Source organism: Xenorhabdus littoralis (assembly GCF_033949345.1).
In the GTDB taxonomy this organism is placed as follows: Bacteria; Pseudomonadota; Gammaproteobacteria; order Enterobacterales; family Enterobacteriaceae; genus Xenorhabdus; species Xenorhabdus littoralis.
Window position 1 is genome coordinate 53558 of the sequence record NZ_VCDP01000067.1, and the last position, 22566, is coordinate 76123.

A 22566-nucleotide genomic window follows, 5' to 3' on the forward strand; every position below is an offset into this window, starting at 1 on the left:
TATAAAGCACATCTATTTGGACTATATATGTTTAATGATCATTATCAGAGATAAAATCTGAGTTTTGGAAAGCCCTTCACAAAACATGCTAAGCTTTTGGTTAGGGATTATTCCTTTCTGGTCCATTGTCATCAATTATTATATATGTTGATATGTGTCATTAGTGGCTGGCAAATTTATTGGCTCTACTGCTAAGATTAATAGCTCTGCTGCTAACAACAATAGTAGCTTAATGCTTGGTTATCGGTTTATTATCAAGCGCCCCTATCGGGCATTAAAATTAGGAGTGACTATGTTCAAACGTTTCCTGGTTGGTGCAGTTGTAGTAACCACATTATCTGGTTGTGCAGACATGGGAGCGCTTTCTAGTGATACTTATTCTATTGGTCAAGCCAAGCAAGCTCAGGCTGTGACTTATGGCACTATCCTGTCTGTTCGTCCCGTCACTATAAAAGGTAACGAAGCTGGTGATCCCAATATGTTGGGACTCATTGGTGGAGCCGTTTTAGGGGGGCTGCTAGGTAATACGGTCGGTGGTGGTACGGGTCAACGACTTGCTACAGCCGCAGGTGCTATCGCTGGAGGAATGGCTGGTCAAGGAATCGAAGGTGCGATAGATCAAACTAAAGGTGTTGAGTTAGAAATCCGTACGGACAGTGGAAAAAATATAATCGTCGTACAAAAATTGGATCGCGTCGGGTTTAGCAGAGGCCAGCGCGTCAAGATCGCCGATAGCGGAAATTCGCTGACTGTATCACCACTCTGAAATGCTTAAATAACACAAGAATAAAAAAATCGCGGTTTACCAGTATCTGGACCGCGATTTTCTTGTTATCAATTAATTTTTATATTACCTGTTTATGTAATTGGTTAATGTTTTTTTCGATTTTTTTTATTACAGAAGCAAGTAGAATTAACTCATCATGAGTAATTCCCTCAAGTATCTCTTTCCTTGTCGAACCAATAACACTATCCACTTCTCTGATAAAAGTTTCCGACTCTCCGGTTAATTTAATTCTTTTTGCACGCCGGTCATTGACACATGTGTGACGTGTAATCAGTTTCTTTTCTTCTAATTGATCCAGAGTTCTCACCAAAGATGGTTGCTCAATACCAATAGCTTTCGCAAGCTGTATCTGCGACTGCTCTGGTGGCAGCTGACTAATATTGTATAGAGTAACCCAATGCGTCTGTGTTAATTTCAACGGTTTTAAACGATGATCAATTAAAGCGCGCCAAACACGGACTAAACGTGCAAGGTCTGATCCCAATGTCAATTCCAATTACCCCTCCTTATAATTAGAGACTCATATAACATCAATGAATTATCCAATCAGTTTATTCATATGAATAATGGACAAGCACTCTATATTATGCTTGCATTAACAGAGTCAGAAATTTCGCAATAAACTAATTAGTGTCACGTTGGCTTGTTATTCAAAGTTGACATCTTCGTCACCCTAAAGGGCGAAGTTTTACAGCGCATCGAATAAAATCGCGCATTAATCCACCAACGGTATAAACTGTATAAAATAATACCTCGATTAAACTATTATACTTTTAAATATCAACAAAAAAAACACAAACCTTCAAAAATATATACATTTCCACTCGGTTAAAGTTCTATAAGAATAACCGCCATCCAAATACTAATCTATATATTTTTACATTAATATCATTTTTCTCTTACAGATAGAGTCAATGATAGATCAAACAATATAAAAAACAATAAGATAACAAATTAGCTCTTTTATTGCTCAATAAATAATTATTTGATAAGAAATTTTTACTGAAATGGTTGAATCAGCCAATAAGACAGGATATTTAATTCGACTTATGTCAAATAAATACAACATAATATATGTAATATATCATTTATTAATGGAAATATTTTTTGTTTTTAAGGTAATCCTAAACCATTACTCATATAAGTGTTATTTTTTGATCAATTCAGAATAAAATTAAAATAATTCGGGCTGATCTGATATATTATTTCCAGAACCTTCTTTTGATTTTAATAATCTTAGATATCTATTGCGACATAACCTAAATATCTTCCTTTTTTCACTATCCGATAATTTTATCCACATAAATCGTTCTTCCCTGCTCCGATAACACCCTCGGCAAAAACCACGGGAATCAGATTCACAAATCCCTCGACAAGGGTTTGGAATAGCAAAAAATTCTAATTGTTCAGCCATCTAATCCTCCTGCCCTCAGATTTATCAAACTCTTCCTCATGAGGAAGCTTTCTTATCCAGTAGTATAAGCTTCAGATATATTAATTAAAAATTAAATAATAACCATTTGAAACAAAATAGATGAAAGGACAAATTGAATTATTTTATCTATACAAGTTATAGTTAAAGGCATTGGCAGTCAGAGCCTGTCCCAGTAGGCGTTTATTGTTGCAGGCAGTTTGAATAGCTTAATGAGATGGGTTCTTAATGAGCAAAGTTCGCGATAAGGCACTGTTTTTACTCCGCGACGAGACTATTTTAATAAGACTATAAAATTCAAGAGGTAATTATGCGTTTACTCCATACTATGATCCGTGTTGGCAACATGCAACGCTCAATTGATTTCTATACTCAAGTGATGGGTATGCGTTTACTTCGCACCAGTGAAAACCCGGAGTATAAATATTCTCTGGCTTTTGTTGGTTATAGCGATGAAAGTCAGGGTGCAGTTATTGAACTGACCTACAATTGGGATGTTGAAAACTACGAAATGGGAACCGCATTTGGGCATATTGCCTTAGGTGTCGATGATGTCGCTGCAACCTGTGAACGCATCAAGCTCGCGGGAGGTAAAGTTACTCGTGAAGCCGGACCAGTCAAAGGTGGAACAACTGTTATTGCATTTGTTGAAGATCCAGATGGTTATAAGATTGAACTCATTGAAAACACAAGTGCCAGCAGTGCATTAGGAAATTAATTTATTATACCCACCTATATAAATCAGTTGCAGATTTGTTGGCTGCACTCACTTCCCCAGTTACATGCTTATAAACATACAGTTAGCTATGTTTCTGGGGATTCGTTCCCTTGCCACTATGCTACAGCCTGAAATCTATTGGGTATATGTATTACTTCTGCAAGGGACTCCAATTTTTGTCATAATACTCACTATTCCAGAGTTAAAAACAGAATCCTTGAAGTTAAGAACTGAAAATCAGATGTCTAATAAAAACGATCAAAACATGTTGAGTGGACGCTTTCGCGGTTACTATCCCGTTGTCATTGATGTCGAAACCGGTGGTTTTAATGCACGTACAGATGCTTTACTTGAAATCGCGGCAATCACGTTAAAAATGGATGAAGAAGGCTGGCTGATGCCTGCTGATACATTACATTTCCATATTGACCCTTTTGAAGGAGCCAATCTTGATCCTGCCGCTCTGGCATTCACAGGAATTGATCCTACCAATCCTCTGCGGGGAGCGGTTAGTGAATACACGGCATTGCACGCTATTTTCAAAATGATCCGCAAGGGGATGAAAGACACTAACTGTAACCGAGCTATTATAGTCGCCCATAATGCCAGTTTTGATCATAATTTTGTTCTGGCGGCGGCTGAGCGTTCCGGTCTTAAACGCAATCCATTCCACCCGTTCGCCACTTTTGATACAGCGGCACTCAGCGGATTGGTTCTTGGTCAAACCATTCTTGCCAAAGCTTGTATTACTGCGGAAATTCCGTTTGATAGTAATCAGGCACATAGCGCACTTTACGATACCGACCGGACTGCCCTGCTGTTCTGTGAACTCGTCAATCGCTGGAAGCGACTCGGTGGCTGGCCATTGCCTTCTATTGCTTCTGCTGCTTCTGCTGACAACGAGTCCTGAAGTATCAAACCCCATACTTATTTGTAAGTATGGGGCTTACGGAAAACAGTCATCAATCAGGTGAATTATGTGACTTTTTCTTATTCATCAGCTCTGTACTTGTCAGCAGTCTCTTTGATCAACGCTTGTAATTCACCACGCTGATACATTTCAACCAGAATGTCACATCCTCCAACCAATTCACCATCAATCCAAAGCTGAGGAAATGTCGGCCAGTTGGCATATTTAGGTAATTCAGCCCGGATATCGGGATTTTGCAGGATATCTACATAAGCAAAACGTTCACCACAAGCAGATAAAGCCTGAACTGCCTGCGCGGAAAAACCACAATTTGGTAATTTTGGAGAGCCTTTCATGTACAGCAGGATTGGGTTTTCTTTGATCTGGCGTTCAATTTTCTCAATGATCGCCTCTGTTGTGTTACCAGCCATTGCATTAGATTGCATATTAGTCATTGTCATTTTGCTTCCTTAAAACTGTAAAAGCCATTCATCCGGATCAGAAAAGATTTATTCAGAATACCACTTTCATCCCTAACCTTTCTACTGAGAACTTTCTGCGGCAGTTTTTTTCCATGATTCGCAACAAATAATCAGTAGATATTTTTATTCTAACTATTGGTATTTATTCTGGATTAAAGTGCATTTCTACGCCATATCGCCGCTAAATAGCATCTTTTCCTCTGTAATTTATCAGAAAAGTTGTTAAGATAATTACCAAAATAGCAACATGATAATAAACTTAAATTTGCTCTGTCCATGAATTAATCTCTTACTTAGTGAATGGTTTGCAGAGCCAAAACCCGATATTAAAAAGGAGCATGCAATGTCTTTCGAATTACCAGCATTACCTTATGCCAAAGATGCCTTGGAACCACACATTTCTGCAGAAACTCTAGAATATCACTACGGAAAACATCACAACACTTACGTTGTAAACCTGAATAATCTGGTTAAAGATACTGAATTTTCCGGAAAATCCCTGGAAGAAATCATCAAAACATCTGAAGGCGGTATCTTCAATAACGCAGCACAAGTCTGGAACCATACTTTTTATTGGCACAGCCTGTCACCAAATGGTGGTGGCGAACCAACTGGAAGAGTAGCAGATGCTATCAACAGTGCTTTCGGTTCTTTTGCTGAGTTCAAACAGCAGTTTACTGACGCAGCCCTGAAGAACTTCGGTTCTGGTTGGACATGGCTGGTCAAGAAAACTGACGGCAGCCTGGCTATCGCCAATACTTCCAACGCAGCAACTCCATTGACTGGCGAAGATAAACCAGTTCTGACCGTTGACGTATGGGAACACGCGTATTACATCGATTATCGCAATGCACGTCCTCAATATCTGGAGCACTTCTGGGCTCTGGTCAACTGGGAATTCGTTGAAAAAAATCTGGCTTAATGAGATAAATTCTCGCGCCAATTTTAAATAACAAAGGGCAGGTTTTCCCATTCAGGAATGCATGAATATCGGAAATCTGCCCTTGAATCAGGCCAGTATACACTTCAATTCTTTTTCTGGATCTTGGTTAGATCAGACAAAGACTCCCCAAAAAAACAATCATTATTAATGCACTACAGGCAGTCAATAACCCCAATTTAAGATCTGTATCCATAGAACATCCTCAAGTGAAAGTTAAGCTTCAGCGATACCATAAATTTTAAGTGATTATTCATCATGATGATTAAGTATCGCACTGTGATATTTGATACATATACTTTATAGCATCGATTATTACTTTCACTTTTGCGCTAGATCAGACAAAATTCAGGGTTTATCGTTAAATTATTGCCAGTTGCCCTCCCATATATAACTATACTGGCAAACAACTAACAAAGATCTGTAAATTTAGACCATAAGGTCAGGAGTCCTTTTTATCATGGCAACGATTAAAGATGTGGCTAAACGCGCTGGTGTTTCAACCACAACCGTATCCCATGTTATCAATAAAACCCGTTTCGTCGCCGAAGATACAAAGACCGCAGTTTGGGCGGCCATTAAAGAACTGAATTATTCACCCAGCGCCGTTGCCCGTAGTTTGAAAGTTAACCATACTAAATCTATCGGATTGCTGGCGACATCAAGTGAAGCCCCTTATTTTGCTGAAATCATAGAATCTGTTGAAAATAGCTGCTACAGCAAAGGCTATACACTAATTTTATGTAATTCTCATAACGATCCCGATAAACAAAAAGCTTATCTCGCCATGTTGGCGCAAAAGCGCGTAGATGGTTTGCTGGTAATGTGTTCAGAATACCCGGAGCAACTTTTGGGGATGCTGGAAGACTACCGCAATATTCCCATGGTGGTTATGGATTGGGGAGAATCCAGAGGAGATTTTACCGATGCAATTATTGATAACGCTTTTCATGGTGGTTACCTAGCTGGTCGCTATCTTATTGAACGCGGTCATCGGGATATTGCGGCTATTCCTGGGCCATTAGCCAGAAATACCGGGGGCGGGCGTCACCAAGGTTTTCTCAAGGCGCTGAAAGAAGGCAATATTGCCATTCGGGATGAGTGGATAGTTCAGGGTGATTTTGAACCGGAATCCGGTTATCAAGCTATGTGTAAGATCCTGAACCAGAAACATCGTCCTACTGCGGTTTTTTGCGGTGGGGATGTCATGGCAATGGGTGCGATTTGTGCGGCTGATGAGCTAGGATTACGTGTTCCACAAGATATTTCTATCATTGGTTATGACAATATCCGTAATGCCCGCTACTTTACACCAGCCTTAACAACCATCCACCAGCCCAAAGAACGTTTGGGACAAATGGCCTTTTCAATGTTATTGGACAGAATAGTCAATAAACGTGAGGATGCACAGACTATTGAAGTCCACCCACGTCTCGTTGAGCGACGCTCTGTCGCAGATGGACCATTTATTGACTATCGCCGTTAATCGTTAATTTTCTTGTAACCATTCAGCATTAAGTGTTTCTCTATCTCCGAGATAATCAAGCAACCAACTTAATGCTGGAGAATGGCTTTTTTGTGACCAAGCCAAGCAACATGGACTATCAGGTAATGGTTGTTCGAGTTCGAGTGTGGTCAGTTTGCCTTTACGGATGAGTGGTAGTGCCCGGTGCTCAGGCACCATTCCCACGCACAATCCATCCATGAGGCAATTCAAACCGGCATCCCAATCGGGAACGACCAATCGCCTTTGGTTATCCACAGCCCATGTATTGCGCTTAGGTAAATTACGTGATGTATCCTCAAGACACAGACTGGGATAAGGTCGCATTTGGTCGTCATTTAATTTTTCCGCTATCCTCACCAAATCATGCTCAGGACTGGCTACACATAACCAAGGCATAAACCCCATATCCCTGAAACTATATCGTTCACCGACGGGCGAAGCACGTGTTGCGCCAATAGCCAGATCTACCCGCCCATCTACTAGCGCATCCCAGACGCCATTGAAAACTTCAGGATAGATAAACAATTCTATGTCGGGAAAATGTCGATAAAAATCCAGAATTAACCGGAGAGTCCGCTCAGGCTTTACAACTTGATCAACCGCGATACTAAATTGTCCCCGCCAGCCGTTAGCAACTTGCTGGCATAGATGTCTGGTGTGATTCATTTTTTTGATAACAGAACGAGCTTCCTTGACAAAAATAGCGCCTGCTTCAGTTAAATCCACATCACGATGACGACGTTCAAATAGCGGAACCGCTAACCATTCTTCAAGTTGTTTTACCGTATAGCTGATAGCAGAAGGTACGCGATGAAGTTCTGATGCTGCCGAACTGAAACTTCCTGTTCTGGCAACGGCATCAACGACTTCCAGAGAGTATTCAGACCACATAAATCTTCCTTTCAATTTTTTTCACAGCATGTTGCAAATATTACCGTTTCACAAGTAAAAAACATGCCATATAGAATAAGCCGATGACTTCCTTATCAATTACCACACCGATTTATTGACACAATGACAAACAATAAAAACTCAATTTCATTCATGTTTTATCTCGCCGGGCTGAGTATGCTCGGTTATTTGGCCATCGATATGTACCTACCTGCTTTTGGTGCCATGAGAGCAGAATTAGGTACATCAGAAAATGCCATTAGTGCGAGTCTCAGTATTTTTCTTGCTGGTTTTGCTTTTGCCCAACTGTTATGGGGACAATTATCTGACCACTTAGGAAGAAAACCTGTTCTTATTATCGGATTGTCTCTGTTTTCCATTAGCTGTTTAGGGATGCTCTGGATAACTGATGCCACACAGTTGCTTGTGCTGAGGTTCATTCAGGCTGTTGGTGTCTGTTCTGCTGCGGTTTCATGGCAGGCTTTGGTCGTTGATCGGTATGATGCAGAACGCGCTAAACGGGTTTTTGCGATGATTATGCCTCTGGTCGCGCTTTCCCCCGCCCTCGCACCTTTATTGGGCGCATGGTTGTTGTCACATACAGGTTGGAGAATCATCTTCCTTGTTTTAATGATAGTGACACTCCTACTGTTGCTGCCAACACTGGTCCTGACAAATAAAAAGCGTTGTATCGAAACCAACACCGATAAGAAGACAATTTCTTTCTTTACATTACTCAACTCCCCTGTTTTTAACGGAAATGTATTGATCTATGCTTCTTGCAGTGCTGGTTTTTTTGCCTGGTTAACAGGTTCACCCACTATTTTGAAGAACATGGGTTATGACCCAACCGATATTGGTCTGAGCTATATTCCTCAAACTCTGGCATTTATGATCGGCGGGTATGGTTGCCGCATCTTATTGGAGAAAGTGAAAAGTGAGACGGTATTCCCATTTTTGCTGGTAGGTTATGCTGTCAGCATGATTGCCATTTACTTGCTTTCCATCTTCGGGGAGCCTTCATTTATGGCTATTCTCGTTCCTTTTTGCTTTATGGCTGCAATGAACGGCGCATCCTATCCAATCGCCGTGGCAAATGCACTCTCCGTTTATCCTAAGGACAGCGGTAAGGCTGCTGCATTGCAAAACTCCCTTCAATTAGGTCTTTGTTTTATTGCCAGCATGATAGTTTCTATATTTATGAAATATCCGCTCTTATCCACGACAACCATTATGGTTTCTACTGTTATCCCTATGGCGTTAGGTTATTGGTTACAGAAGAAAAATGTCGGAAAAATTGGCTAAACATAAATCAAATGGTTTCTCAAAAAAATAATAATTAAGAACATTATTATCTAAAGGTTGCAGATAATGTAGCCTTTAGATTATTGTTTAAATATTATTTCAATCATATACTCATACAGATTCATTATTCTAAAAATTCGGAATTTGAGGTTATTCAGGGCACTGAGGCCCTATTTGATTTCAGGATGAATAGGCAATAAATGCTTTTTTATAATTTCTGTTTCATTTCCAAATAAACCTTCATGGTTTTAACATAATAAAAATCAGCTACAAAGTGACGCCTCAAAATTCCATCACACAATTGTTGGAGAGTATATGAGTTCATCTTTCGTTGAAGATAAAAAAACAATAACTGATTCTTGGCATAGGATCGTCCATGAATTACTTCAGGAAGCTGATATTGAAATCAACGGCAAGCGCCCTTTCGATATACGCATCAAAAACCCCGACTTCTATAAAAGAGTGTTGAAAGAAGGCTCTCTGGGGCTGGGTGAAAGTTATATGGATGGTTGGTGGGAATGTGATCGGCTTGATATTTTCTTCCATAAAGTATTACGGGCAGGTTTGGAATATCGTATTCCTAAAAATATTAGAGATATTTTAAAAATACTTATCTCTCGCATATTTAATTTACAATCCCAAAAACGGGCCTGGATTGTCGGCGAAGAACACTATGATTTGGGTAATGATCTTTTTACCCGAATGCTTGACCCTTATATGCAATATTCCTGTGGTTACTGGAAAGACACAGATACGTTGGAAGAAGCTCAATCCCATAAACTCCGCCTGATTTGCGAAAAATTACAGTTATCTCCAGGTATGACTTTATTGGATATTGGCTGTGGATGGGGAGGATTAGCCTCTTATGCTGCTAAAAACTACGGTGTATCTGTCACAGGGTTAACAATTTCAGCCGAGCAACAAAAATATGCCCAAGAGCGCTGTAAAAATCTGGATGTAAAAATTATCCTTGAAGATTACCGAACCCTGAATCTCCAATTTGATCGCGTTGTTTCTGTCGGTATGTTTGAACACGTTGGCCCTAAAAATTATGCCAATTATTTTGATATAGTGAAAAAAAATCTGAAGCCTGACGGTCTATTCCTTCTCCATACTATCGGTTCCAATCGTGATAAAACTGGTGTCGACTCATGGATCAGCAAGTACATTTTCCCCAACGGTTGCTTACCATCAATTTCAAAAATTGCCAAAGCAAGTAATGGAAAATTTGTTATGGAAGATTGGCACAATTTTGGTGCCGATTACGACAAAACACTGATGGCATGGTATGAACGATTCATAGCAAGCTGGCACGAAATAGAGCATAACTATAGCCCACGCTTTAAACGGATGTTCAGTTATTACCTGAATGCCTGCGCGGGTGCATTTCGTGCAAGGGATATTCAGCTATGGCAAGTTGTGTTCAGTCCGCAAGGGATTGATAAGGGATTGAGAGTACCGAGATAATAAATCGCTCTACGAATAGAGAACCCAAAGCTACAGAAATCACATTTCTGTAGCTTTCGCATCCTATTGAATGCCTTTTTCATAAAAATTTTTACCATAACTTGGCAAAATTTTTATTGTTCCTCAGTCTGTAACAGTAACTTTTCCTGCTCTTTCTGTGCCATGACCCGTTCAACGGTATCTACAATCGCTTGAGTTTGTGGATCAATCTCAATGTTAACCTTTTGTCCTAAACGCTTTTTACCCAGAGTTGTACGCTCCAATGTTTCCGGGATCAAATGCACACAGAAACGATTGTTCACTACATCGCCAACAGTCAGGCTGATACCATCAATGCCAATAAACCCTTTATGCAGGATATATTTCATCAATTGCTTATCGTGAATTCGGAACCAAATTTCATGGTTATTTTCTGAAGTAAATATCTTGGCAATTTCGGCTGTTGTAATAACATGACCGGACATCAAATGCCCGCCGATCTCATCACCAAATTTAGCAGCCCTTTCCAGATTAACAATATCACCAACCTTAAGGTCACCCAGATTGGTCAGACGCAGCGTTTCTTTCATCAAATCAAAACTAACTAAGTCGTCATCTATCTTCGTCACAGTTAAACAACAACCATTGTGGGAAACAGAAGCCCCTGTTTCAATTCCGGGTAATAATTCAGCCGGAAATTTAACAACATGAGTTCGAAAATGCATTTTTTCATTAATAGCAACGATCGGTGCTTTTCCCTGAACGATACCTGTAAACATGGGAACCTCTTTCATATTTTGCACATAACAAGTTAGTTTAACCCACCCATCGCGTTTACACACTATTTCAGTTGAATGTAAATCCCTGCTTGACCCAACAAATACCGGTTTAGTTATTAAAAATTCAATTTAATCGACGTTTTTATCTACCATTCACTGCTCAGGACTTCGGGGGTTGATCAAAGTGAACAAATCCGGTGTCTGCATCAAACATTATCTGTGAATGGCTCTTTAAAGTAACTCAGTCTATGCTCCCGGGGGGATGGCGATTCCCCCTGATTTTTGAGTATAAGCACAGAGCAGCGATTTGATTAATAAAATGAGTCCTATACAATACGAAAGCTTATAAGCGATACATTTATTATTAACATCGTTTGCTCGCAGAAATATCCTTCATTCTTCTAGTTAATTTTCAATCAAAAAAGGTGTAGTACGTGCAGAAATATTTAAATGAAGCGCGTAGTTTGCTCGCTCTGGGAATTCCCGTCATAATTGCACAATTTTCACAAACTGCGATGGGGTTTGTCGATACAGTCATGGCTGGTAAAGCTGGTGCTGTTGAGATGTCAGCGGTTGCCGTTGGTACATCAATCTGGTTACCGACTATTTTATTCGGTCAGGGGTTATTACTTGCTTTAACACCAATCGTTGCACACATGAATGGCTCCGGCCAAAGAAAAAATGTCGCAGGTCAAATTCAACAAGGATTCTGGCTCGCAACTTTCCTTTCAATCCTCATTATCGCAGTGTTGTATAACAGCCGATTTATTATCGAAGCACAACATAATATCGATCCTGTATTGGCGGAAAAAGCGACGCGTTTTATCCACGCCATTATGTGGGGAGCTCCCGGTTATTTGTTCTTTCAGGTTTTGCGCGGTCAATGTGAAGGACTATCAAAAACCAAGCCCGGGATGTTAATCGGCATTGCTGGATTATTAGTCAATATTCCCATTAACTACATCTTCATTTACGGTAAATTTGGTGCGCCGGAATTGGGTGGAGTAGGCTGCGGTGTTGCAACGGCAACAGTCTACTGGGTCATGTTCCTGTTATTATTTGCATATGTGAAACATTCTCCTTCCCAGAGGGATATTCAAACATTTAATAACTTTTCCAGCCCTGAATGGTATACACAAAAACGTATTTTTCTGCTCGGCTTACCTATTGCTCTGGCAATGTTCTTTGAGGTTACACTTTTTGCTGTTGTTTCATTGTTGGTTTCCCCGCTTGGGGTTGTTGCCGTTGCCGGACACCAGATATCACTCAACTTCAGCTCAATGATGTTTATGTTCCCGCTGTCATTGGGGATCGCAGCAACTATTCGAGTTGGCTATAGCCTTGGTCAGCAATCCACCGAAGGTGCCAAGGTAGCTGCTTATACCAGTATTGCTGTTGGTTTAATCATTGCCTGTATTACAGCCACTTTCACGATATTGTTCCGCGAGAAAATCGCATTTATGTATAACGATAATCCTGAAGTGGTCATTTTAGCCTCACACCTGATGCTGTTTGCAGCCATTTATCAACTTTCTGATGCCGTTCAGGTTATCGGGTCGGGAGTTTTACGTGGGTATAAAGATACTCGTTCTATCTTTGTTATCACTTTCATCTCTTATTGGGGTTTAGGACTGCCTAGTGGTTATATTTTGGCGCTGACTGATTATGTTACTGAGCCAATGGGACCACAGGGCTTCTGGATTGGATTCATTATTGGTTTAACCGCAGCGGCGTTAATGATTGGCTATCGAATTTTCTGGACACAAAAACAGTCGGCTCATTTGGTCCTGAAACGTTCCACTTGATAATTCAGGTCATTTATATTCAATAGATTTTAATTCAAGGGGAAAAGCTGCAAATTCACGCTAAGAGATGTAAATGCGAGCAGTTGAATAAGAATTTGTATTTTTCCCCTTGCCAGAAAGCTCAGCGATCGTTAATATTCGTCCCCGTTGTCAACCACAGAAATTTAGATTGCGTCCGTAGCTCAGTTGGTTAGAGCACCACCTTGACATGGTGGGGGTCGGTGGTTCGAGTCCACTCGGACGCACCAAATATCAGGTTGGCATCAAAAAAATCTTATGTGCGTCCGTAGCTCAGTTGGTTAGAGCACCACCTTGACATGGTGGGGGTCGGTGGTTCGAGTCCACTCGGACGCACCATAAATCAAAAAATCTCTTTTTATCTTCAAATCCCTCGTTAAACTGTTTATTTCCTTACTGCAATTTATTCTTGCATCTGCTTTTATTGGCTAATTGACAATCAATTAATTCAATGTACTAAAAAATCAATTATTCCCTATTTGCGCAACAACCCCCTGATTTCTTTAACATCATTAAGATTATTTTCCCCTTGCTATCTATAAATCTTTTCAAGAACCGTTTTTTTGATTCATTTCACAGAAATTAGTCTCTATAATGCTGTCACGTCATAAGTTGAATGGTTTCAGCCAATTGATTTACCGAACTCAGAAAAAATTACAGATGATTAGTCGAATCAAGTCCACATGTTTGCACGTACCTGACTTCACACACAAAAAACCATTTAACGCTTTCTGCCACCCGTTTTCCATTATGTTGCGCAACTTATAACACCAGATGATGCTGGCGTATATCCAACAATGGTTGGCAATTCACTCCTTTAATCCACAAAACCAGTAGATAGATTGTCATGAAAAAAACCAAAATTGTTTGTACTATCGGGCCGAAAACAGAATCCGAAAATAAATTGACCGACTTGCTCAATGCAGGCATGAATGTAATGCGTCTGAATTTTTCTCACGGTGACTACGAAGAACATGGTCAGCGTATTAAAAATATTCGCTCGGTCACAGCGAAATCAGGCAAAAAAGCAGCAATTCTACTGGATACTAAAGGCCCTGAAATCCGCACCATGAAACTGGAAGATGGTAATGACGTCTCCCTCACTGCGGGTCAGACTTTTACCTTTACTACAGATAAATCTGTTATTGGTAACCAAGATCGTGTCGCCGTCACTTATTCAGGACTGCCAGAAGATCTGGCACCAGGCAACACCGTATTGGTCGATGATGGTTTGATAGCCATGACCGTCAAAGACATCACAGCAACCGAAGTCATCTGTGAAGTATTGAACAACGGTGATTTAGGTGAAAATAAAGGCGTTAATCTGCCAAATGTTTCCATCAACCTGCCAGCATTAGCAGAAAAAGATAAACAAGATTTGGTATTCGGTTGTGAGCAAGGTGTAGATTTTATCGCTGCATCCTTTATCCGCAAACGCGCCGATGTACTGGAAATTCGTGAGCACTTGAAAGCTCATGGCGGCGAGCATATTCAAATCATTTCCAAAATCGAAAATCAGGAAGGTCTGAATAATTTCGATGAGATTCTGGAAGCATCAGACGGTATCATGGTTGCTCGTGGCGATCTGGGTGTTGAAATCCCGGTAGAAGAAGTTATCTTCGCACAAAAAATGATGATCGAAAAATGTAACGCAGCCCGTAAAGTTGTTATCACTGCAACTCAAATGCTCGATTCCATGATCAAAAATCCACGCCCTACCCGCGCTGAAGCTGGTGACGTTGCTAACGCAATTTTAGACGGCACTGATGCAGTGATGCTTTCCGGTGAAAGTGCTAAAGGGAAATATCCTGTTGAAGCCGTTTCTATTATGGCAACTATTTGTGAACGCACAGACCGCGTTATGAATAGCCGAATTGAAAATACCAAAACCCAGAAACTGCGCGTTACCGAAGCGGTCAGCCGTGGTGCTGTTGAAATTGCTGAAAAACTGGACGCACCACTGATCGTAGTGGCAACTTATGGCGGTAAATCTGCACGTTCTATCCGCAAGTATTTCCCTAACGCATCAATTCTTGCTTTGACTACTAATGAAATAACTGCCCGTCAGTTACTGTTGGTTAAAGGTGTTTCCACTCAGATTGTTAAAGAAATCGCGTCTACTGATGATTTTTACCGTATTGGTAAAGAAGCTGCTCTGGCAAGTGGCATGGCACATCAAGGTGACATCGTTGTCATGGTATCCGGCGCACTGGTGCCAAGTGGTACAACAAATACCTCTTCTGTTCACGTGCTTTAATCCCCGGTATTTTGAACCATGAATTCAGCGCTGCCTAATCTTGGGCAGTACTGTTAATCATGGATAAGGCCCATATTTATCAAGTATAAAATGGGCCTGTTTATATTTCTACGGCGTACCATCTTCATGGTAAATTTTACAACCTATATACAATCAGGTCAGATAAATTCCCCAATTTAAAATTGGGATTTTAAAAAATCTCAAACTGGCAACTGCAACATAATTTATTCTATCTCCCTTGCATAAAGATGCTTACTACAAGAATACTTTATTAATTTCCTTCATTTATGTTTAAGGCCAGTATTTTCTATATCGCAATGATTCCCATCAATTTATTGATAATAATTCAACCGCTCACTTACTGTTACAATAAATAGAAATATGTGCTTTCGGGTGATTATATTGAAATAGCAAAACTGGAATACACATCACGTAGCAATTAGTGCTGTTCTGGTTAAATCGTCCATTCTTCTATCATTTTATTGCTGCAATCCAAAAATTATTGGTTTATTTTGAGATAGTAGAGTTTTTTCATAGAAAAAATTTATTCTCTTTCTAAAATAGTTTGTGTAATACTTAGATGGCTACTTGGAGATTAACTTAATCTAGAGGGTATTGTGATGAATCGTACTAAAGTTGTATTTGGTGCAGTAATTCTGGCTTCTACTCTGTTAGCAGGTTGTTCAAGCGCGACTAAAGTTGAGCAATTGGCCTCTCAGGTTCAAACTCTGGGTTCTAAAGTTGACCAGCTGAGCAATGACCTCAGTTCTATTCGCTCTGATGTACAGTCAGCCAAAGACGAAGCTGCTCGTGCAAATCAACGCCTCAATAACCAAGTTCGTACATACAAGAAATAAACTTGTTAAAAGTAACAAAAATGGCGTACACAGTACGCCATTTTTATGGCCTGAATCTAATTAATTCCCCAAAACCGTAAACGATACCGCAACACTAAATACACTAACCTTTATTGACCAATACCGGCATTCCTGAACGGCGAATAAGCGCTTTATCGACAAGAGTTTCATCCGTTTCTCGCTCCTCAATGAACTTCATCAACCCTTCAGAGCGCTGGATTGGCATACTTTGTGGATCATCAGTTTCTTTTCTAGAGAGTGGTTGGTGAACTTCCACATAACGTTTACCATCAGGTTCCACTGCGTATTTCACAGGCTCATTAATGATCTGGACGCGGGTTCCACGGGGAACGTTGCTGAACAGATCCTCAATATCATCAGGCCGTAAACGAATGCATCCCGAACTGACTCGCATACCAATACCAAAATTCGCATTTGTACCATGGATCAGATATTCACCACGCCCAGCCGCCAAGCGCAAGGCAAAGTCTCCCATTGGGTTATCTGGCCCTGCCGGCATCACAGCAGGTAAAGTAATTCCACGACTGGCGTAATCTTTGCGGATATTGGTGGTTGGTGTCCATGTCGGATTCTTGATAAGCTGGCTCACAGACGTTGTCATTGTTGGCGTATTGCGTCCAAGCTGACCTATCCCGATAGGGTATACGATGACATGCTTTTTCCCATTGGGAAAATAATAGAGCCTGAGTTCTGCCAGATTGATAACAATACCCTGACGAGGAGTATCAGGAAGCAACATTTGTGATGGAATAATGAGCTCCGTTCCCGCTTCGGGTAAATACGGATCGACCCCCGGATTAGCTTCCAGCATTGCCAATAAACCTATTTGGTATTTGGCTGCAATGAATTCCAACGAAAGGCCATCATCAGATACAATATAAGTTGAATTCTCTCCAAGCAGGCGACTGTTGGCAGGTGGCAGTGGATACTCGATAGCGCGGGCAATATTAGCCAATCCACCAAACGATAAGATGCCAATCAAGAACATGCCAATAAAAGTTAAAAATCGCTTCATACATGCTCCCTGAAATGATACTTGAAAGTTTATGGTTAATTAATAGCCTACTTTGCGCGACTATTCTATCCCATTCACGGCGAACTATATCAAGTCATTCCCGCCAGCCAGATACTGGCAGGAATAAAACGCAATGAAACAATAGGGTAATGCTATGATAATAAAGCAGTTGTCAGACGAGATGTACAGCACAATTGTTCTTGTTCATTGTAAATATCAATCTGCCAAACCTGATGTGATCGGCCCAGATGAATAGGTTTACAAACCCCTTTAACCATGCCTTCACGAACAGATTTAAGATGGTTGGCATTGATTTCTACCCCCACTACTTTCTGTTCACCTTCCGAACAAAGATAGCCCGCAAGCGAGCCCAGTGTTTCAGCCAATACGACAGAAGCGCCACCATGCAGAATGCCAAATGGCTGCTTTGTTCGTTGATCAACGGGCATTATTGCTTCAATAAAATCATTGCCAAGTTGAGTAAATTCGATTCCTACATGTCCTACCATACACTTATCATTCAGCTGATTAAGCATATTCACATCTATATTACGTTTCCAAATCACGTCACTATCTCCAATAAGGCTTGTAATGGATGTTTAAGTCGCTTTCCTTCTATGCGTTTCACCTGACTACGACATGAATACCCTGTACTCAGACAATGTTCTGAAGAAAGGCTTTCCAATGCCGGTGTCCATGAAAGCTTGTAGATACCGATCGAGTTCTCAAAATTTTTCTGTTCATGGCCATATGTGCCAGCCATGCCACAGCATCCCACACTGATATTATTCAATTGGTGACCAAAATGGCGGAAGATATCACTCCATTGCTTACTGCTATTAGGTAATGCCGTCACTTCTGTACAGTGACCCAGTAAATACCACTCTTGGATAGAAATTGAATCATCACTTTTTTCTTGTGGCATTTTTTCCGGCAAAATACTGATTAACCATTCATGAACCAATTGGACTGCAAAATCCCCCCGCTGCTCACCAAGAGTCTCGTTGTACTCATCTCGATAGCACAGGACTAAAGCAGGATCGACTCCCACCATAGGAATACCCAACCGCGCTACCCGATTAAGAAAATCAGCCGTTTTCTTTGCTGTCTTGGCAAAACGGTTCAGAAACCCTTTAACATGCTGTGCTTTGCCATTAGGTGAAAATGGCAATAATACGGGTTTACGTCCCAGCTTTTCTGCCAGTTGCACAAAGTCAGAAACAACTTCTGCATCGTGGTAACTTGTAAAAGGATCTTGAACAATGAGCACATGTTGGGCCCGCTGGGATGGTGATAGGGTTTCTAGCTGCTCCAGTGTTGTCCTTGCGGCATAATGACCTGCCAGCTGCTGTTGCAATGTAGGATAAGAAAGTAACGGTAGATCAACCATTCCAATGCTATGTTGACTGGCTTTTTGTACCCATGACTGTTTCAGGAAAAAGTTAAATATCCGGGGCGTTTTTGCCATTAATGGCGTACTGTGTTCAACATTAGCAACGATGTGATCGCGCAACGGACGCAGATAACGGCTGTGATAAAGTGCCAAAAAACGTGCACGGAACGAAGGTACATCAATCTTAATCGGGCATTGTGTCGAACAAGACTTACACGCCAGACAGCCTGACATAGACTCTTTTACTTCATGTGAGAAGTCATATTCACCCCGCCATGCCTGCCAACTATGACGTGTTTTTTCAATCAATCCCCGCAGACTGGGGCGTTCATGAGTCAGCCCTTGCTCCAATAATTTAGGTTCAACCCCCTGTTCAGTCAAAAGCCGCAACCATTCCCTGACAAGGGTTGCCCTGCCTTTCGGAGAATGTATGCGATGCTGGCTGATCTTCATTGAAGGGCACATCGGGCTTTTGACATCAAAATTGAAGCACAAGCCATTACCATTGCATTCCATCGCACCGCGAAATGCGCTTCTCACATTAACAGGAATTGTACGATCATAGGTCCCACGTTTGGCTGCATCAACTTTCATCATTGGGGCATCAATTCCAATCGGTGGACATATTTTTCCCGGATTGAGTCGATTAAGTGGATCAAATGCCGCTTTTATTCGGCGTAATTCGTTATATAAAATTTCGCCAAAAAAGGCAGGACTGTATTCCGCCCGAAATCCCTTACCATGCTCACCCCACAGCAAACCACCATATTTGGCTGTCAAACGAACAATTTCATCGGAAATCTGCTTCATCAGTATTTCCTGCTGAGGATCACACATATCCAGTGCTGGCCGCACATGCAACACACCAGCATCCACATGCCCGAACATACCGTAATTCAGTTTGTGGCTGTCCAGAAGCTGGCGGAATTCAACAATATAATCGGCAAGGTATTGGGGAGGAACGCAAGTGTCTTCAACAAACGGAATCGGTTTGGCCGCTCCTTTGCTGTTACCGAGCAATCCGACAGATTTTTTCCGCATGGCATAAATGCGTTCAATATCCATCAAATCATGGCAGGTTTGATAACCAATGATCCCGGCCTGATTTTTTTCCATCAATTCATCAAGGCGCAGACAAAGATCAGCCAGCTGCCGATCAATTTGCTGTACGTCATTGCCACTGAATTCGACAATATTCAGTCCTTGCATATCCTTATCAGGTACATCAGTAATCAATGCATTCACTGAATGCCAAATGATATCTTCACGTGCCAGATTGAGTACCTTAGAGTCGACTGTTTCAACAGACAGCGCATTCGCTTCCACCATAAAAGGGGCATTGCGCAGGGCTGAATCAAAGGAATCATATTTAACATTCACCAACCGCCGAACTTTTGGCAACGGTGTAATATCCAATGTCGCTTCAGTAATAAACGCCAGTGTGCCTTCAGAGCCTGTTAAAATACGGGTGAGATCAAAGGACTGCATATCATCGCTGAATACATGACGCAAATCATACCCTGTCAGGAATCGGTTAAGCTTAGGGAATTTCTCAATGATTAGCTCACGTTGTTCACGGCAACGTTCCAGCACGGTTTTATAGATACCGCCTATGATGGTTTTTTCCTGAGCAATCGATTCCGCCAATTCGGTGCTCATAGGCCGGGTATCGAACATTTCTCCCCCCAATAAAACAGCCCGCACACCCAATACGTGATCCGAGGTTTTACCATAAACCAACGATCCCTGACCGGAAGCATCTGTATTGATCATTCCGCCCAATGTAGCGCGATTACTGGTTGAAAGTTCTGGAGAGAAAAAATAACCGAAAGGTTTTAAATATTGATTAAGTTGATCTTTGATAACACCAGCTTCGACTCTGACCCATCCTTGTTCCGGATTGATTTCCAAAATACGATTCATGTAGCGGGACATGTCCACTACAATACCATTATTGAGTGATTGCCCATTCGTACCTGTTCCCCCGCCACGTGGGGTAAATGTCAGGGTTTGAAAATGCTCCTCAGCAGCTATTCTTGTCAGCAATACAACATCAGCACCAGAGCGGGGAAAGACGACGGCTTGCGGCAACAGCTGATAAATACTGTTATCTGTCGCCATGGTCAGTCTATCAGCGTAACTACTGGCGGTGTCTCCAGTAAAGCCAGCTTCTTTCAGTGCAGTCAAATATTCCTGTGCCAGTTCACTGACATGGGGGGCTTGTGATATACGTGGGATCATTGGCTAGTTGCCCCTTTTCTAATTAGTATCCACATTGCTCTATTTATATACTATCTTGGATAACGTAGCTCAGACAATTCTCTGAGCAGGAAGGCTTTTAACAATATCACAATATTTATCTATTTTGAGCAACCAGTGAAATAACGTTATATTTGATTACCATTGTTACTGCTAACAGTATTTTCAATTGCTAAGAGAAATCATTTCATGGAAAAATCGCAATCACATCACGATCTACCCAAACTGCTATTTGCACTATTCTTCATTTTATTGCTGATTACGACCAGTTTTTGGGTCTTAAGCCCCTTTGTGTTGGGGTTCATTTGGTCAGGTATGGTTGTCATCGCAACTTGGCCGTTATTGGAAAAATTACAACAACGGTTATGGGGGAAACGTTGGATCGCCGTTTCTGTCATGACATTGCTATTAGTCTTATTATTTGTTATCCCCATCGCATTACTTGTCGGTAGCCTGGTGGAAAACAGTGCCCCACTGATTGCCTGGGCGAAATCCCCTTCTGCATTTCAATTGCCACAATTAGAATGGCTCAGCCGGATACCCGTCGTTGGTGATGATCTATATCTTAAATGGCAGGATCTGATTGCTGATGGCAGTAACATGCTTTTGAACAAAATCCCTCCCTATATCGGCAAAGCGGCAACTTGGTTTTTTGCCCAAGCCGCTAATGCAGGTCGTTTCCTTTTCCATATGGCGCTCATGGTGATGTTCAGTGTATTGCTTTATTGGAAAGGCGAGCATGTTATGCTGAGTATTCGCCACTTTGCCATCCGATTGGCGGACAAACGCGGTGATGCGGTCGTACTGCTGGCCGCGCAATCCATCCGCGCCGTAGCACTTGGTGTCGTTGTCACAGCATTGGTACAAGCTATCGCGGGTGGAATTGGTCTGGCTATCGCAGGGATTCCCTATCCAATGATACTTACTGTGCTTATGTTTGTGTGCTGTGTTGCTCAGCTTGGGCCTCTTCTGGTCCTTATTCCATCTATCGCGTGGCTTTATTGGACAGGAGAAACAACTTGGGGGACCCTTTTAGTCGTCTGGAGCCTCATTCTGACTACAATGGACGGTGTCCTTCGTCCTTTCCTCATCCGTCTTGGTGCCGACTTGCCCATGGTTTTAATTCTTACCGGCGTAATCGGCGGCATACTTTCACTGGGTGTAATCGGATTATTTATTGGTCCCGTGGTACTGGCTGTTTCTTACCGTTTGCTATTGGCATGGATGAATGAAGTTCCTAAACCAGAAAGTAAAATAGATGATACTGATATATACTTTCAAGAAAAGACTATAAAATGACATAATAATTGTGCGGAAAAATAATATTTCCGCGCAATTATAAAATTGATGAATATATCATCCATGGTTTATCGTAAATATAAATTCAATCCTTAAAAATAATAAACTCCCAAAGAAAAATTGTTACAAAAAAGTTATATTATTGAAATTTATTTTTCTTAACTCTATTTATTAAGAGGATTCTTAATGAATAAACTTATTTATTAAATTAGTATTCTTTCTATCGAAACGAATGTTTCCCAGTTATTGCCAACTCAGTCTATAACGCCATAGGCGGAGTTCAATGAAGTAATACATATATTGCTGTGTGTAGTCTTTGCCTGTCAGCCCATGATAGGCTTTTTTTTGAGCTTTTTTTAGCTTTTTAATTTTTCTCTTCTATTAATTAATCACCCGTGTTAAAAAAAATCATGCCGCATAGAATATAAAAGCCTGCACCTATTTC

The 22566-nt window shown here is 41.1% G+C and carries 19 protein-coding genes and 2 tRNA genes; 13 read left to right on the top strand and 8 right to left on the bottom strand.

Annotated features, from left to right (window positions below; all coding sequences use genetic code 11):
- The first annotated feature begins 292 nt into the window (after positions 1-292).
- A complete protein-coding gene (locus tag FE394_RS15785) occupies positions 293-766 on the top strand; it encodes an outer membrane lipoprotein (protein ID WP_319927348.1) in 474 nt (157 codons plus the stop codon).
- A gap of 79 nt (positions 767-845) precedes the next feature.
- Here the strand turns inward: FE394_RS15785 and slyA are convergent, their stop codons facing one another.
- On the bottom strand, positions 846-1283 hold the full coding sequence (gene slyA / locus FE394_RS15790; RefSeq protein ID WP_319927319.1) for a transcriptional regulator SlyA: 438 nt from the start codon (positions 1281-1283) through the stop codon (positions 846-848).
- Between the two features lie 678 nt (positions 1284-1961).
- Positions 1962-2201, bottom strand: a complete 240-nt coding sequence (locus tag FE394_RS15795; protein WP_319927320.1) for a DUF1289 domain-containing protein — start codon at positions 2199-2201, stop codon at positions 1962-1964.
- A 328-nt stretch (positions 2202-2529) separates the two neighbouring features.
- On the opposite strand from FE394_RS15795, the gene gloA reads away from it, so the two are divergent.
- Positions 2530-2937: a lactoylglutathione lyase gene (gene gloA, locus FE394_RS15800; RefSeq protein WP_319927321.1), complete on the top strand. Its 408-nt coding sequence runs from the start codon at positions 2530-2532 to the stop codon at positions 2935-2937.
- A gap of 241 nt (positions 2938-3178) precedes the next feature.
- On the top strand, positions 3179-3847 hold the full coding sequence (rnt, locus tag FE394_RS15805) for a ribonuclease T (RefSeq protein WP_319927322.1): 669 nt from the start codon (positions 3179-3181) through the stop codon (positions 3845-3847).
- Between the two features lie 80 nt (positions 3848-3927).
- Here rnt and FE394_RS15810 read toward each other — a convergent pair whose 3' ends face one another.
- A complete protein-coding gene (locus tag FE394_RS15810; protein ID WP_319927349.1) occupies positions 3928-4278 on the bottom strand; it encodes a Grx4 family monothiol glutaredoxin in 351 nt (116 codons plus the stop codon).
- A gap of 394 nt (positions 4279-4672) precedes the next feature.
- Between FE394_RS15810 and sodB the strand changes: the two genes are divergently transcribed.
- Both sodB and purR read left to right on the top strand, forming a co-directional pair.
- Positions 4673-5251, top strand: coding sequence for a superoxide dismutase [Fe] (gene sodB, locus FE394_RS15815; RefSeq protein ID WP_319927323.1), 579 nt, complete (start codon positions 4673-4675; stop codon positions 5249-5251).
- Positions 5252-5729: 478 nt separating this feature from the next.
- Complete coding sequence (gene purR, locus FE394_RS15820; RefSeq protein ID WP_319927324.1) at positions 5730-6755, top strand: HTH-type transcriptional repressor PurR; 1026 nt, start codon at positions 5730-5732, stop codon at positions 6753-6755.
- A gap of 3 nt (positions 6756-6758) precedes the next feature.
- Here the strand turns inward: purR and punR are convergent, their stop codons facing one another.
- On the bottom strand, positions 6759-7667 hold the full coding sequence (gene punR / locus FE394_RS15825) for a DNA-binding transcriptional activator PunR (protein WP_319927325.1): 909 nt from the start codon (positions 7665-7667) through the stop codon (positions 6759-6761).
- Between the two features lie 123 nt (positions 7668-7790).
- On the opposite strand from punR, the gene punC reads away from it, so the two are divergent.
- Both punC and cfa read left to right on the top strand, forming a co-directional pair.
- Positions 7791-8972: a purine nucleoside transporter PunC gene (punC, locus tag FE394_RS15830; protein ID WP_319927326.1), complete on the top strand. Its 1182-nt coding sequence runs from the start codon at positions 7791-7793 to the stop codon at positions 8970-8972.
- A 315-nt stretch (positions 8973-9287) separates the two neighbouring features.
- Positions 9288-10439, top strand: coding sequence for a cyclopropane fatty acyl phospholipid synthase (gene cfa / locus FE394_RS15835; RefSeq protein ID WP_319927327.1), 1152 nt, complete (start codon positions 9288-9290; stop codon positions 10437-10439).
- A 113-nt stretch (positions 10440-10552) separates the two neighbouring features.
- On the opposite strand, the gene FE394_RS15840 is transcribed toward cfa, so the two are convergent.
- Complete coding sequence (locus FE394_RS15840) at positions 10553-11197, bottom strand: riboflavin synthase subunit alpha (RefSeq protein WP_319927328.1); 645 nt, start codon at positions 11195-11197, stop codon at positions 10553-10555.
- Between the two features lie 434 nt (positions 11198-11631).
- Here FE394_RS15840 and FE394_RS15845 point away from each other — a divergent pair, with 434 nt between their 5' ends.
- The 5 genes from FE394_RS15845 to FE394_RS15865 all read left to right on the top strand — a co-directional run bounded on the left by FE394_RS15845 (position 11632) and on the right by FE394_RS15865 (position 16134).
- On the top strand, positions 11632-13002 hold the full coding sequence (locus tag FE394_RS15845; RefSeq protein ID WP_319927329.1) for an MATE family efflux transporter: 1371 nt from the start codon (positions 11632-11634) through the stop codon (positions 13000-13002).
- A 171-nt stretch (positions 13003-13173) separates the two neighbouring features.
- Positions 13174-13250: transfer RNA gene (locus tag FE394_RS15850), tRNA-Val, on the top strand.
- Between the two features lie 32 nt (positions 13251-13282).
- Positions 13283-13359, top strand: a tRNA-Val gene (locus tag FE394_RS15855).
- A gap of 508 nt (positions 13360-13867) precedes the next feature.
- Positions 13868-15277 carry a pyruvate kinase PykF gene (gene pykF / locus FE394_RS15860; protein ID WP_319927330.1) on the top strand — a complete coding sequence of 470 codons (1410 nt, stop codon included), beginning with the start codon at positions 13868-13870 and terminating at the stop codon, positions 15275-15277.
- A 620-nt stretch (positions 15278-15897) separates the two neighbouring features.
- Positions 15898-16134, top strand: a complete 237-nt coding sequence (locus FE394_RS15865) for a major outer membrane lipoprotein (RefSeq protein WP_319927331.1) — start codon at positions 15898-15900, stop codon at positions 16132-16134.
- 103 nt (positions 16135-16237) lie between these two features.
- Here FE394_RS15865 and FE394_RS15870 read toward each other — a convergent pair whose 3' ends face one another.
- The 3 genes from FE394_RS15870 to ydiJ form a co-directional block, all read right to left on the bottom strand.
- Positions 16238-17170: a L,D-transpeptidase family protein gene (locus FE394_RS15870; RefSeq protein WP_319927332.1), complete on the bottom strand. Its 933-nt coding sequence runs from the start codon at positions 17168-17170 to the stop codon at positions 16238-16240.
- Positions 17171-17322: 152 nt separating this feature from the next.
- Positions 17323-17736, bottom strand: a complete 414-nt coding sequence (locus FE394_RS15875; protein ID WP_319927333.1) for a hotdog fold thioesterase — start codon at positions 17734-17736, stop codon at positions 17323-17325.
- Complete coding sequence (gene ydiJ / locus FE394_RS15880) at positions 17733-20804, bottom strand: D-2-hydroxyglutarate dehydrogenase YdiJ (protein ID WP_319927334.1); 3072 nt, start codon at positions 20802-20804, stop codon at positions 17733-17735. Before ydiJ ends, FE394_RS15875 begins: the two co-directional genes overlap by 4 nt.
- 207 nt (positions 20805-21011) lie before the next feature.
- Between ydiJ and ydiK the strand changes: the two genes are divergently transcribed.
- The gene (gene ydiK, locus FE394_RS15885) at positions 21012-22121 is read left to right on the top strand and encodes an AI-2E family transporter YdiK (protein WP_319927335.1); all 1110 of its coding nucleotides are present in this window, start codon (positions 21012-21014) and stop codon (positions 22119-22121) included.
- Positions 22122-22566 lie beyond the last annotated feature (445 nt).